The organism is Achromobacter denitrificans NBRC 15125 (genome assembly GCF_001571365.1).
GTDB lineage: Bacteria > Pseudomonadota > Gammaproteobacteria > Burkholderiales > Burkholderiaceae_B > Achromobacter > Achromobacter denitrificans.
Map to the genome: position 1 here is coordinate 65,309 of NZ_BCTQ01000031.1, position 12,685 is coordinate 77,993.

Annotated in this window: 14 protein-coding genes; all 14 read right to left on the minus strand. The window is 67.5% G+C overall.

Annotation, left to right across the window (positions count from 1 at the left end; genetic code table 11):
* Nucleotides 1-3: 3 nt before the first annotated feature.
* A complete protein-coding gene (locus ADE01S_RS22845; protein WP_062684039.1) occupies nt 4-699 on the minus strand; it encodes a fumarylacetoacetate hydrolase family protein in 696 nt (231 codons plus the stop codon).
* A 78-nt stretch (nt 700-777) separates the two neighbouring features.
* Complete coding sequence (gene ppa / locus ADE01S_RS22850) at nt 778-1,308, minus strand: inorganic diphosphatase (RefSeq protein ID WP_062684040.1); 531 nt, start codon at nt 1,306-1,308, stop codon at nt 778-780.
* 33 nt (nt 1,309-1,341) lie between these two features.
* Nucleotides 1,342-2,958 (minus strand): heme biosynthesis HemY N-terminal domain-containing protein, encoded by a 1,617-nt coding sequence (locus tag ADE01S_RS22855; protein WP_062684041.1) that lies wholly within the window; start codon nt 2,956-2,958, stop codon nt 1,342-1,344.
* A 5-nt stretch (nt 2,959-2,963) separates the two neighbouring features.
* Complete coding sequence (locus tag ADE01S_RS22860; protein ID WP_062684052.1) at nt 2,964-4,154, minus strand: uroporphyrinogen-III C-methyltransferase; 1,191 nt, start codon at nt 4,152-4,154, stop codon at nt 2,964-2,966.
* 37 nt (nt 4,155-4,191) lie between these two features.
* The gene (locus ADE01S_RS22865) at nt 4,192-5,010 is read right to left on the minus strand and encodes a uroporphyrinogen-III synthase (RefSeq protein ID WP_062684042.1); all 819 of its coding nucleotides are present in this window, start codon (nt 5,008-5,010) and stop codon (nt 4,192-4,194) included.
* The gene (hemC, locus tag ADE01S_RS22870; RefSeq protein ID WP_062684043.1) at nt 5,010-5,957 is read right to left on the minus strand and encodes a hydroxymethylbilane synthase; all 948 of its coding nucleotides are present in this window, start codon (nt 5,955-5,957) and stop codon (nt 5,010-5,012) included. The genes ADE01S_RS22865 and hemC overlap by 1 nt, the downstream gene beginning before the upstream one ends.
* A 9-nt stretch (nt 5,958-5,966) precedes the next feature.
* A complete protein-coding gene (locus tag ADE01S_RS32185; protein WP_008164300.1) occupies nt 5,967-6,089 on the minus strand; it encodes a hypothetical protein in 123 nt (40 codons plus the stop codon).
* Nucleotides 6,076-6,795, minus strand: coding sequence for a TerC family protein (locus tag ADE01S_RS22875; protein WP_062684044.1), 720 nt, complete (start codon nt 6,793-6,795; stop codon nt 6,076-6,078). The genes ADE01S_RS32185 and ADE01S_RS22875 overlap by 14 nt, the downstream gene beginning before the upstream one ends.
* Before the next feature lie 112 nt (nt 6,796-6,907).
* Nucleotides 6,908-7,606, minus strand: a complete 699-nt coding sequence (locus ADE01S_RS22880; RefSeq protein WP_062684045.1) for a TerC family protein — start codon at nt 7,604-7,606, stop codon at nt 6,908-6,910.
* A 260-nt stretch (nt 7,607-7,866) separates the two neighbouring features.
* Entirely contained in the window at nt 7,867-8,748 is an 882-nt protein-coding gene (gene sucD / locus ADE01S_RS22885; protein ID WP_006388410.1) for a succinate--CoA ligase subunit alpha, read from the minus strand.
* Between the two features lie 22 nt (nt 8,749-8,770).
* Complete coding sequence (sucC, locus tag ADE01S_RS22890; protein ID WP_062684046.1) at nt 8,771-9,931, minus strand: ADP-forming succinate--CoA ligase subunit beta; 1,161 nt, start codon at nt 9,929-9,931, stop codon at nt 8,771-8,773.
* Between the two features lie 10 nt (nt 9,932-9,941).
* The gene (locus tag ADE01S_RS22895) at nt 9,942-10,544 is read right to left on the minus strand and encodes a DUF2889 domain-containing protein (RefSeq protein ID WP_062684047.1); all 603 of its coding nucleotides are present in this window, start codon (nt 10,542-10,544) and stop codon (nt 9,942-9,944) included.
* A gap of 79 nt (nt 10,545-10,623) precedes the next feature.
* A complete protein-coding gene (locus tag ADE01S_RS22900) occupies nt 10,624-11,193 on the minus strand; it encodes a 4'-phosphopantetheinyl transferase family protein (protein ID WP_062684048.1) in 570 nt (189 codons plus the stop codon).
* On the minus strand, nt 11,190-12,685 hold a 1,496-nt coding region (locus tag ADE01S_RS22905; RefSeq protein WP_373281425.1), incomplete at its 5' end, for a Pls/PosA family non-ribosomal peptide synthetase. The genes ADE01S_RS22900 and ADE01S_RS22905, both read right to left, overlap by 4 nt.

The following is a 12,685-nucleotide window of genomic DNA, read 5'->3' on the forward strand; positions in this document are numbered from 1 at the left end:
ACTTTAGACGATTTCGACGCGAAGTTCGCCCAGGCCCTCGACGCCGCCGGTGATCACGTCACCCTGCAGCACCGCGCCCACGCCTTCGGGCGTGCCGGTGAAGATCATGTCGCCCGGCTGCAGCTCGAACAGGCCCGACAGGTAGGAGATGCTTTCCGGCACGTTCCACAGCATTTGCGAAATGTCGCTGGATTGCTTGCGCTGGCCGTTCACGTCGAGCCAGATGGCGCCCTTGTCGAGGGTGCCGACGACGCTGCGCGGATGGATCGGGCCCAGCGGCGCGGACAGGTCGAACGCCTTGCCGATTTCCCAGGGACGGCCCTGCTTCTTCATTTCGCCCTGCAGGTCGCGACGGGTCATGTCCAGGCCCAGCGCATAGCCCCACACGCATTCATTGGCCTCTTCGACCGGGATGTCGCGGCCGCCCTTGCCCAGCACCACGACGAGTTCCATCTCGTAGTGCAGGTTGGATGTCTTGGGCGGATACGGCATCTTGCCGGTTTCGCCGTCGGCCACGCTCAGCACCGCGTCGGCGGGCTTGCAGAAGAAGAACGGGTCTTCACGGCCGGTGAAGCCCATTTCCTTGGCATGCTCGGCGTAATTGCGGCCGACGCAGTAGACGCGGCGCACGGGAAACAGCGCGGCGCTGCCGGCAACGGGAACCGCGACGGGCGGCTGGGGGGGCAATACGTAGTCCATGTTGAATCAACCTATGACGAATACGTGACCGGAAACCGGCAAACGAACTGGCCGCCCCCGAGGGGGCGGCCAGCCGGATCAGCCCTTGGCGTAGCGCTCGGCGCTGCGAACGATTTCTTCGTGCGCGGCTTCCAGGCCCTTCCAGCCCTTGACCTTGACCCACTTGCCCTTTTCCAGGTCCTTGTAGTGCTCGAAGAAATGCTGGATGCGAGCGATGTCTTCCGTCGGCAGGTCTTCGTAGGTCTTGATGTTGCGGTACGGGGGGTACAGCTTTTCGATCGGCACGGCCAACAGCTTGGCGTCGCCGCCCGATTCGTCGTCCATTTCCAGCACGCCAATGGCGCGGCAGCGCACGACGGCGCCGATCTGGATCGGGAACGGCGTCAGCACCAGCACGTCGGCGGGGTCGCCGTCTTCGGACAGGGTTTGCGGGATGTAGCCGTAGTTGCACGGGTAGTGCATGGCCGTCAGCATGAAGCGGTCAACGAAAATCGCGCCCGATTCCTTGTCGACCTCGTACTTCACCGGGTCGGCGTTCATGGGGATTTCGATGATGACGTTGAAGTCTTCCGGCAGCTTCTTGCCAGGGGAGACGCGATCAAGACTCATGATTCAACCTTGTTTGTTTGTCTGAAGGAATATTCAAATCGAGCCGTCGTCCTTGAACGGCGGCTTGGTTGCCGGCACGGGCGCGGGGGCCGGCGCGGGCTTGGGCCCTGCGGGCACGGCCGGCGCGTACGTGGGCACGGGTTCATCGAAAGCCGCCGCCGGGATCGGGGCGCTGTCGAAGTACTCGTCGATATCGGAAGTGCTGCCGCCGGCCAGCGGCGCGTCCTCGGGCGCCAGCGCGCGCTCGCGCTGCTCCTTGTTGACGCGGGCATCCGGATCCAGCACGTAGTCGGACGCGGAGGCCGCGACCGCGGGCGGCAGCGCAGGGTAATCGCCGCCGATGTCGGTATCGCTGTCGGTATCGGACAGGCCCACCGCATAGCCGCCTTCGGCATCCACGCGGTACGGGTCGGAACCGGTGTCCGCGGCCGGCAGCGCCGCGTCCGCGGCCAGGACCGGCAGCGCCATGCTGGCCGCCGTCGCCAGGCGCCAGTGGCGCACGGCATCGGCGGGACGGTCGAGGCGATCGTACAGGCTGCCCAGCAAGGCGTGCGTCTGGGCATCGCTGCGGCGGCTGAGCGCGCGCAGCAGATAGCGTTCGGCCTGACCCCAGAGCTGGCCGTTCAGGCACAGCATGCCCAGCGCGGTAAGCAGGTCGGGATCCGTGGGACGTTGCTGCAGCCAGGTCTCGGCGCGGGCCAGCCGGCGCGAGACCTGCTCGGCCTCGCAGCGGGCGTAGGCCGCCACCAGAGCCGGGTTGAACTTCACGGCGATCGCTGCTTCGAGCACGCGGGCCGCTTCGTTGGCCTCGCCGGCGGCTTCGAAAGCCGCCGCGCCGGCCAGCGCGATTTCGGGCAGCAGCCGCTCCTCGGCCTTCAGGTCCTTCCAGATGGCGCGCCAGCCTTCGCCGCTCGCCACGGCGCGCAAGCGCGCCGCGCCCGAGGCGTCGATCAGCTGGTCGGCTTCGGCGCGCGCCAGGGCATTGCGGCGCACCAGGCCGCGAGCCAGCGTGAACACCTGATCGTCGTGATGCAGCGCCGTGTGGGCGCGCAACAACAGGCGCATGGTGTGCAGGTGCCGCGCGCCGCCGTCGGCCAGGGGCTCCAGCACCGCCAGCGCGCGCTCGGCGCGGCCTTGGTCCAGCAGCATGTCGGCGGAGACGGTGGCCGTGGCCTCGACCAGGCCGGGATCCGCGCCCGCCTGCTCTTGCGCCGTCGTCAGCAGGCGGTCTCGGCGGTCGAATTCGCTCAAGCCGTGCGCGGCGCGGGCGGCGGACAACGCCGCCAGCACGCGCCGGGTCTGGACCTTGGTCTGGTCGAGCAGCTTGGTCAGATCCTTTTCGGCGGTGGTGTAGCGGCCTTCCAGCAGGCCGATCCAGCCGCGTTCCAGCAATTCATGGTCGCGCGCCTGGGCGCGCTTGCCGCGCCAGGCCCGCACGCGGTCGGGGATGGCCAGCAGCCAGGCCAGCAGGCGCAGGCCCACGTACAGCACGATGAAGGCCGCGACGATCAGCAGGACGGCCAGCGTGAGCGACATCCCGATGCGCCAGGGCCAGACCAGCAACAGCACGTTGCCGGAATGCGAGCGCAGCACCACCGCCAGGGCGACGGCGACTACGGCCAGCAGCAGAGTCCAGAACCAGGTACGCATAGGCCTCAGTCCTGCTCGCTAGTCTTGAAACCCGCCGCGCGCAGCGCGGCCACGGCGGCCAAGCTGTCGGAGACGTCCGGCAGGCGCACCGCGATGTCGGTCTGGGCCAGTTCGCGGGCCAGCCCCTGGGCGGCGACGGTGTCGGGCGAACGGTTGTCGAAGTACTTGGCCAGCGTGGTGCCGACGTTGTCGAGCTCGCTCTTCCAGACCGCGGGCTGGCGCATCAGCATGGCCAGCTGGGCGGTCAGCAGGCGCTGGCGCAGCGCGCCGCGCACCAGGTCGGCCTGTTCGGGCGACAGCAACAGCGCCGCGGGTTCGTCCACGCGCTGGATGGTGATCAGGCCGCCCAGTTCATGCGCCAGGGCGGCGCCGGCGCGGCCGGGCCACGAGGCCATTTCGGCGCGCCAGCGCTGCCACCAGGGCGCGTCGGCGGGCAGGCCGGCCTGCGGGTCGATCTCGGGCGCCGCCACGGCGGGGCGGGCTTCGCCGGCGGGCAGGACGCCCGGGGCCGCGGCATCGGGCACCAGCAGCGGCGCGCGGCCGACCAGCGCCACCAAACGCTCGATGCGGGCCGACTGGGCCGGGATGTCCACGGTGGACACGGCGCGCAGGCGGTCCAGGTCGCCGTTGATGGATTGCTGCAGGCTGGAGAAGCGCGGGCGGTCGGCGCGCGCCAGGCGCGACTGGGCGGTCTCCAGCGCCACGATGGCGTTGGAGACGTTGCCGGCCAGGCGCAGCTGTTGGTTGGCGATGGTCAGCAGGCGCTCGACGTCGTTGGCCAGCAGTTCGTCGCTGGCGCTGTCGTTGAAGTTCTGCCAGGCGAGCTGCAACGCGTTGTACTGGCTTTGCGTCTCGCGCACGGTGTCTTCGAGCTCGGCCACGCGGCCCGCCTGCGCCTGGGCCAGCGCGAGGGCTTCGCGCGTGTCCTTGCGGGCCTGCGCCACGTCGGAACTCAGTGTGTCGATCCGCGACGCGACCTCGCGCCCGGCGGACACGAACTGCGTGCGCTGCTTCCACAGGGCATAGCCCAGGCCGGCAGCCAGCAGGATGACGATGATCAGGGCGGTGACCAGGGGGCCACTGCCGCGTTTGGCCGGACGGGCCTTGACGGGATCGGCCGGGGCCGATGCGGGCGCGCTTGCGCCCGGAGCGGCCGTCGGAACGACCGGATCGGTAGCGGGAGTCTTGTCTGTCATGACGCGATTGTATTCGGTGTCGGTCCGAAGCAACGAATCAAGCAGCAACAAAGGCCTGGAATATCGACTCGTCGTTGGGCAAGCAGATTTTTACCATTGCCGGCGCGTCGGCGTCATGACGGACCGGCGGGATGCGCCGCGCCAGCGAAGGATGCGTCAGCACGAAGCCGCACCGTTCCCACCAGGCCGTCAGGCCGGCCTCGTCGAGCCGGGCGCGCACCGCGTCCGCCCCTTCCCCGCTGGTGATCAACCACGTGGCGCGCAGCCCGGCGTCGGCCCATTGCCGCAGGCGGGCCAGCTGCGCGGCGTCCCAGTCGGCGGGGCGGCGCAGGTAGGCCGCATGGCGGGTCACGGACGCGCCATGCGCTTCCAAGGTGTCGCCCAGCCAGTCCCTGCCCTGCGTGCCGCGCACCAGCAGCACGCTTGCGGGCAGCCGCGGCAATCCCCGCAGCACCTCCCAGAGGGCCTCGGAATCGTGGCTGGCGGCGCTTTCGGGGGGATGCAGAACTGTTGTATTCACGCCAAAACCGGGGGCCTCGCGCAGCGCCTGGGCGCTGGCCGGACCCACGGTCGCCGCGATCACGCCCGCCGGCCAGGCGGACGGGCCGTCTGCCTGGCGCCATTGGTCCAGGTATTGCCTGGCGGCGTTGCCGCTGACGAACACGACCATGTCGTAGTCGGCAGGACGGGGCAGCGCCTGCGCGGACGCCGGCAGCGCCTGGATTTCCAGGGCGGGGAGGATGCAGGGCAGCCAGCCGGCGCCGTCCAGGCGGGCCGCCAGCGCCTCGTTGCGCCCCGCGGGCCGCGTCAGGATGGCAACGCGCGGCGATTCGGCGGCTGCGGACGCCATGGCCATCAGTCCGGCCGCGCGTCGTCTTGCAGCAGTTCGCGAAGAATGGCCTGCGCGCCCGCGTCCAGCAGTTCCTGGGCCGCGGCTTCGCCGATGGCCAGCGCATCGGCAACGGGCCCGCTGCGCGCGGCATGGACCATGCGCGTGCCGTCGGGCGAGGCCACCAGGGCGCGCAGCGACAGGACGCCCGCCTCGATCTGGGCGTACGCCGCCAGGGGCACCTGACAGGAACCGCCCAGCTTGCGCGAGACGGCGCGTTCGGCCACGACGCAGGAGGTGGTGTCGGCGCTGGCCAGCGGGGCCAGCCAGGCGCGCATGTCGTCGCGGTCGTCGCGGATTTCGATGCCCAGCGCCCCCTGCCCGGCGGCGGGCAGGCTGTCGGCCGGATCGAGCAGGCTGCGGATGCGCGAGCCCAGGCCCAGGCGCTCCAAGCCGGCCGCGGCCAGCACGATGGCGTCGTATTCGCCCTTGTCCAGCTTGCCCAGGCGCGTGTCGAGATTGCCGCGCAGCGGCTTGACGACCAATTCCGGGTAGCGCGCGCGGATCTGGGATTCGCGGCGCAGGCTGGACGTGCCGACGACCGCCCCGGCGGGCAGGTCGGCCAGCGAGCCATGGCGGTTGGACACGAAGGCATCGCGCGGATCCGCGCGATCGAGGACGGCGCAAAGCTCGAACGGGGCCTGCAGATCCACCGGCACGTCCTTGAGGGAGTGCACGGCGAGATCGGCGCGCCCGTCGAGCAGCGCGTTTTCGAGTTCCTTGACGAACAAACCCTTGCCGCCCACCTTGGACAGCGTGCGGTCGAGGATCTGGTCGCCTCGGGTCGTCAGGGTAAGAAGCTCAACCGCGCACGCCGGGTACAGCGTGCGCAGCCGGTCGCGCACATGCTCGGCTTGCCACAGGGCAAGCCGGCTGGCGCGGGTCGCGATGACCAGGCGTTGCGGCAGGGACACGAGGCGTCATCAAACGAAGTTGGAGACGATGATCGTCGCGACTACCCCGAGTATGGCCAGCACGAACAGGCCTTGAAGCAGGCTAAGGCCCGATTCGGTTTGCTGGGGATCGGTGGATCTACGCAGACTCATGTGCTGATTCCTTGGAAGCGGTTTTGCGGCTTGCCAGCCACCGTCCAAGGACAACAACGAGCAAGGCGCCAATGATTTCTGCGCCGATTTTAACCGCAGCCGGCTGAACACCGAATTGACGCTCGACAACAACGTCCGTGACCAGCATGCCGCCGGCGATCCAGCCCAGCAGCGCGGCGCCGAAAGTGACGACCAGCGGGTAGCGGTCGATCAGCTTCAGGACCAGGGTGCTGCCCCAGATGATGATGGGCACGCTGACGATCAGGCCGAAGGCGACCAGGCCGATCTGGTGGTCGGCGTGGGCGTTCTGGGCCGCGCCGGCGATGGCGATCACGTTGTCCAGGCTCATCACGAAGTCGGCGATGATGATGGTCTTGATGGCCGCGGCGATGGATGTCCCGCCCTTCACATTGCCGTGGGCGTCATCTTCGGGAATCAGGAGCTTGACGCCGATCCAGAGCAGCAGCGCGCCGCCCACGACCTTCAGGAACGGAATCGAAAGCAGCGTCAGGGCAAAGGCGATCAGCACGACGCGCAGCAGGATGGCGCCGGCGGTGCCCCACAGGATGCCCTGCATGCGTTGCTTGGGAGCCAGGTTACGACAAGCCAGCGCGATCACGACCGCGTTGTCGCCGCCGAGCAGGATGTCGATGAGGATGATCTGGAATACCGCTGCCCAACTCAGCGTCTGGAAAAACTCAAGCACTATGAACCCCCGAAGGCATTATGAAAAGAATGGCCGGTCCCGAGCCGGCCAGCTCGCCGCGCGAGGCGCGCGGCGAGATCATTCAGTACAACGTATTAGTATAATTCAGCTTTCAGTCAGCTTTCTGGCGCATCAGCAAAACTTTGCCGATAGCCAGCACCAGCACCGCGCCCAGCACGCCCGTCATCAGCGCGAAACTGTGCTGCGTCACGCCCAGGGCCGCGTCGATGCGCGCCACCGGTTCCTGCAGCGCCGGGTCGCCCACCAGCAGCTCGCCCGCGATGAAGCCCAGCAGCGCCGCGCCCACCCAAACGATGATCGGGAAGCGCTCGATGACCTTCAGGAGCAGCGTGCTGCCGAAAATGACCAGCGGAATACTAATGGCCAAGCCCAGGACCAGCAAGGTCGTATCGCCCATCGCCGCGGCGGCGACGGCCACCACGTTGTCCAGGCTCATGACCAGGTCGGCGATCATGATGGTGCGGATGGCGGTCAACAGATTGCCCTGCGTCTTGCCCGCGCCGTCTTCCTCGCCCTCCGGCAACAGCAGCGTCACGCCGATGTAGACCAGGAGCAGCGCGCCGATGAGCTTGAGCCACGGCAGCAACAGCAGCTTGGCGGCGACGAGCGTCAGCACGATACGCATGATGATCGCGGCGGCCGAGCCGATCACGATCGCTTTCTTCTGTTGGGCCGGGGGCAGCGAACGCGCCGCCAGCGCAATAACCACGGCGTTGTCGCCCGATAGCAGGATGTTGACCCAAATGATCTGGAGCAACGCTATCCAGAATGCCGCTGAACTAAGTTCCATGCCTCTCTTTCCTAGGTGTGATCCCCCTAGGACGAACCAAATGAATGGGTGAAATAAGATGAAAACGTACTGACCGTCTTGGTGCGAGCCCGACGGCATTCTTGCTGGGTACGCGCTGGATTTTCTTTCATTATAGTTTCGTTCAGCTTTCCGTATGGTAGCCAGGCCATGACATGGACACGGGATTTCCCTAGGATCGAGAAAAAAAATGCGAAAAAAAAGCCCGCCGAAGCGGGCTTTTTCTTGCGCGAAACCGAGGTTTACAGCACCGACTTGAGCAGCTTGCCCATTTCGGAGGGGTTGCGCGTGGTGCGGATGCCGCAGGCTTCCATGACTTCCAGCTTGGCGTCGGCCGTGTCGGCGCCGCCGGAGATCAGCGCGCCGGCGTGGCCCATGCGCTTTCCGGGAGGAGCGGTGACACCGGCGATGAAGCCGACCACGGGCTTCTTCATGTTGTCCTTGGCCCACTGGGCGGCGTTCACTTCGTCCGGACCGCCGATTTCGCCGATCATGATGACGGCGTCGGTGTCGGGATCGTCATTGAACATCTTCAGCACGTCGACGTGCTTCAGGCCGTTGATGGGGTCGCCACCGATGCCGACGGCGCTGGATTGACCCAGGCCCAGCTCGGTGACTTGCGCCACGGCTTCGTACGTCAGGGTGCCCGAGCGGCTGACGATGCCGATGCGGCCCTTGCGGTGGATGTGACCGGGCATGATGCCGATCTTGATTTCGTCGGGGGTGATCAGACCCGGGCAGTTCGGGCCCAGCAGCAGCGTCTTGCTGCCCTTGGCCTTCATGCGGTTCTTGACTTCCAGCATGTCGCGGACCGGGATGCCTTCGGTAATGCAGATCACCAGATCCAGTTCGGCCTCGACGGCTTCCCAGATGGCGGCGGCAGCGCCCGCGGGCGGCACGTAGATGACGGACACGGTGGCGCCCGTGTCAGCCTTGGCGTCCTTCACCGAAGCGAAAATCGGCACGCCTTCGAAATCCTCACCCGCCTTCTTGGGGTTCACGCCGGCCACGAAGGCGGCTTTGCCATTGGCGTACTCGCGGCACATGCGGGTGTGGAACTGGCCCGTCTTGCCCGTGATGCCCTGGGTGATGACCTTGGTGTCCTTGTTGATCAGAATCGACATTTGTGAATCCTTGGGTTTTTCTTTACTTGACGGCGGCTACGACGCGGGTGGCAGCTTCAGCCATCGTGTCGGCGCTGATGATCGGCAGACCCGAGTCGGCCAGCATCTTCTTGCCGAGTTCTTCGTTGGTGCCCTTCATGCGGACGACCAGCGGCACGTTCAGGTTGACGGCCTTGCAAGCAGCGATCACGCCTTCGGCGATGACGTCGCAGCGCATGATGCCGCCGAAGATGTTGACCAGGATGGCCTTCACGCTCTTGTTCGCGAGCATGATCTTGAAGGCTTCCGTGACCTTCTCGGCCGTGGCGCCGCCGCCGACGTCCAGGAAGTTGGCCGGCTCGCCGCCGAACAGCTTGATGGTGTCCATGGTGGCCATGGCCAGACCGGCGCCGTTGACCAGGCAGCCGATGTTGCCGTCGAGCTGGATGTAGGCCAGGTCGAACTTGCTGGCTTCGATTTCGGCCGGATCTTCTTCGTCCAGGTCGCGGTAGGCGACGATTTCCGGATGACGGAAGAGCGCGTTGGAGTCGAAGTTGAACTTGGCGTCCAGGGCGATGATGTTGCCCTTGCTGTCGCGGTTCAGCGGGTTGATTTCGACCAGCGACGCGTCGGTTTCCATGTAGCAGCGGTACAGCTTCTGGAACACGTCCACGGCTTGGGCGGTCGAGTCGGCGGGCAGGCCGATCGCGTTGGCGATCTTGGTGGCTTGCTCGGCGGACAGGCCGGTCAGCGGGTCGATGTATTCGGTAATGATCTTCTCGGGAGTGGAGTGGGCCACTTCCTCGATGTCCATGCCGCCTTCGCTGGAGGCGATGAAGGCAACCTTCTGGGTGGCGCGGTCGGTGACCAGCGACACGTAGTATTCCTTCTGGATGTCGGCGCCGTCTTCGATGTACAGGCGGCGGACCTTCTGGCCTTCGGGGCCGGTCTGGTGCGTGATCAGCTGCATGCCCAGGATTTCCGAGGCCAGCTTGCGCACGTCGTCCAGCGAGCGGGCCAGCTTCACGCCGCCGCCCTTGCCGCGGCCACCCGCGTGGATTTGTGCCTTGACGACCCAAACCGGTCCACCCAGCTTTTCAGCGGCAGCCACGGCCTCGTCGACGGAAAGAGCGGGAATCCCGCGCGGCACGGGGACGCCAAATTGCTTCAGCAGTTCCTTGCCTTGATACTCGTGGATTTTCATGTGTTACCTGTCAGGACGTATGAGTAAGAGAAGGTGAATCGGTAGACGAATCGGCCGATGCCTCAGCGCTACCCCCGGTGTACCACTTGGGATAGTGCTCAGCCACCACCGGGCCGCCGGTGCTGAGCGCGTGGCAGCCGTCCAGTTGGAATGGACGCCGGTTCGGGTTGTTTTCCTGCCGCCGGCGGTTGGCCATGGTCTGGACCGCCGCGGTGGGAAGCACCTGCGACAGCTCGGTCATGTGCGTACAGCCCTCCACGTGCCCGAACCGCTCCTTGACCTGCCGGCGGAACCCCTTGAGCAGGTTCATGCCGATGAGATCAGTGTAAGCCTGCTCGATGGCCATGCAATGCGCGCCGTAGGGCGCGGCGTCGTAGACGGCCTGCGCCGCCACGATCGAGAAATTCTCGTCGATGGTGATGCGCAAGTGCATATGGTGGATGGGTTGGCCGGCCTTGAACATCTCGCCGTCGCGCTTGGGGAAATCGTACGCCTTGACGTCGATCAGCTCGGCTTCCAGATCCCAAAGCCCATCATCGCGCGCGTACGATTGCACGCGTATGGAACGCGTATGCAGTGGCTGGCGAGGATAGTCCGGCGGTGGCAAGGGCATGCTGGGGGCCTGCGAGGCGAAGATGGCCTGCGCATGGTGCGCGGCAACAAAACCTTCAAAGTATAGCGCAGGCAGCCCTTCATGAGCCGTCCCCGCCGCCCCGCGCGGCGTCCGGGCACAGCGCGGCCGAGGCCCACAGGCCGTCGTGGCGGACCTGGCAGGTGATGCGGGCGGCGGCCAGGTGCCGCTCCCGCTCGGCGCAATACTCCTCCAGCCCCCGCCGGCATGCCTTCAGGCGCGCCTCCAGCGCGCTCCAGGCCCGCGCGAAGGCGTCCGGCCGGTCGGCTGGCGGGCAGGCGGCCAGCCCCGCGGCCGCCTCGGGGCCGCAGTACAGCAGGGCCACCTCGGCGGCGTCCGACCAGGGCGCGCCCCCGGCCAGGTCCACGCCCGGCACCCCCAGCCGGGACAGGCCGCAGAGAATATAGGGGCCACAATAGGAAAACGAACTTTGCCAGGGCGCGCCCCGGGCCATCCGCGGCCCCTTGGACGATTCCGTCCAGCCCGCCCGCGCGCCCGCGCCCCGCCGCGCCAGCTCGGCGGTCAGCCACTCCCGCGCCGCCTGCCGCTGCCGCGGACGCGCGGCCGCCAGCCGCAGCAGCCACAGTTCGACCGGGGCGCCCTCCCCGCTCAGGCACAGCGCCGCGCTCACCGGGCGGCCCAGGGGGTGGCCGGACTGCCGATCCAGGCCTGCCCGGCCGGAATGGTCTCGCCCTTGAGCACCAGCGTCAGCGGCCCGAGGCGCGCCCCGGGCTCGACCCGGGTGTCGTACAGGATGGTGCTGCGCGGCCCCACGTTGACGCCCTGGCCGATGCGGACCATGCCGATCTTCATGACCCGGTCTTCGAACAGGTGCGTCTGGGGGCCGGACCAGGCGTGCAGCACGGCATCGTCGTCGATCGACACGCAGTCGTACTCGGTGACGTCGGTGGTGTCCATGAAGACGCGCTTGCCGATGCGCGCGCCCATGCAGCGCAGCGCCAGCGGCAGCCAGGGCGTGGCCCGCAGGAAGTTGAAGAAGTTCGGCACCGCGATGGATTCGTACAGGCTAGTCACGGCCTCGCTCTTCCAGACGAAGGGCGTCCACATCGGTTCGGCGCGGGGCCGGTAGCGGCCGATCAGCGTCCATTTCAGCGCCACCAGGAAAAGAAAGGCGCCCAGCCCATACAGCACGCCGGCCAGCATCAGTTCGTCGAAGGCGGCCACGAACCCTTCGCGCGCGGCGATGGGAATGACCTTCATCACCGTCAGGTAGCCCGCCGCGATGACCACGGCCAGCGGCAGGATCATGCGCATGCCCTCGACCATGCCGCGCGCGAACTTGCGGGCCAGGCTCGGCCGAAAGGTCAGGTGCTCGGGAAAACCGGCGACCTGTTCGCGCGCGGGCAGCGAGATCGGCGGATTGCCCAGCCAGGTCTGGCCGCTCGCCATGCGGGCATTGGCCGGGGCGCGGCTCTGCACGCCGATCAACACGTCGTCCGGCAGCACCGAGCCGTCCGGCACGTAGGCGCCGTTGCCCACGAAACTGCGGTTGCCGATCACGGTCGGGCGCATGGTCATCCAGCCCCGGTCGATCTCCTCGTCGCCCAGCATGACGCCGTCGGCGATGAAGCTGTCGCGCCCCAGGGTCAGCATGTCGGGCACGATGCCCATGGCGGTCGAGATCTCGGTGCCCCGCCCCACTTTCGCGCCCAGCAGGCGATACCAGGTGCCGGCGTAGATCGAGGCGTACAGCCCATGGAGCACGCTGAGGCTGGACTCCTGGATCTGGTTGGTCAGCCAGCGCCGCAGGTAGATCTGCCCGTAGACGGGCCAGCGGCCGCTGGCCAGCCGAGGCAGCAGCAGCCAGCGCAGCATCGCGGACACGAGCACGGTCAGGAGCAGCAGCAAGGCGCTGGCCGGCAGCGCCAGCAGCAGGTAGCCCAGAAAGGCCTGGGGCCACGGCACGCGGGAACCCATCAGGTCCAGCCAGCGCGCATCGATCCAGTCGATCAGCACGAAGCTGGGGAAGACGGGCATGAAGAACAGGGCCGCGATCAGCGCGCCGCCGACGGCATAGGCCACGCAATCCAGTTGTCGCCACGCCCCCGCGCGCGCCGGCCGGGGCGGCAGTTCCGACGGGCGGGCCTGCGGGTCGTGGCGGG

Coding starts and splice junctions, on each gene's coding strand:
- ADE01S_RS22845 (WP_062684039.1), bottom strand. CDS start 699: ATGGACTACGTATTGCCCCCCCAGCCGCCCGTCGCGGTTCCCGTTGCC.
- ppa (WP_062684040.1), bottom strand. CDS start 1,308: ATGAGTCTTGATCGCGTCTCCCCTGGCAAGAAGCTGCCGGAAGACTTC.
- ADE01S_RS22855 (WP_062684041.1), bottom strand. CDS start 2,958: ATGCGTACCTGGTTCTGGACTCTGCTGCTGGCCGTAGTCGCCGTCGCC.
- ADE01S_RS22860 (WP_062684052.1), bottom strand. CDS start 4,154: ATGACAGACAAGACTCCCGCTACCGATCCGGTCGTTCCGACGGCCGCT.
- ADE01S_RS22865 (WP_062684042.1), bottom strand. CDS start 5,010: ATGGCCATGGCGTCCGCAGCCGCCGAATCGCCGCGCGTTGCCATCCTG.
- ADE01S_RS32185 (WP_008164300.1), bottom strand. CDS start 6,089: ATGAGTCTGCGTAGATCCACCGATCCCCAGCAAACCGAATCGGGCCTT.
- ADE01S_RS22880 (WP_062684045.1), bottom strand. CDS start 7,606: ATGGAACTTAGTTCAGCGGCATTCTGGATAGCGTTGCTCCAGATCATT.
- sucD (WP_006388410.1), bottom strand. CDS start 8,748: ATGTCGATTCTGATCAACAAGGACACCAAGGTCATCACCCAGGGCATC.
- sucC (WP_062684046.1), bottom strand. CDS start 9,931: ATGAAAATCCACGAGTATCAAGGCAAGGAACTGCTGAAGCAATTTGGC.
- ADE01S_RS22895 (WP_062684047.1), bottom strand. CDS start 10,544: ATGCCCTTGCCACCGCCGGACTATCCTCGCCAGCCACTGCATACGCGT.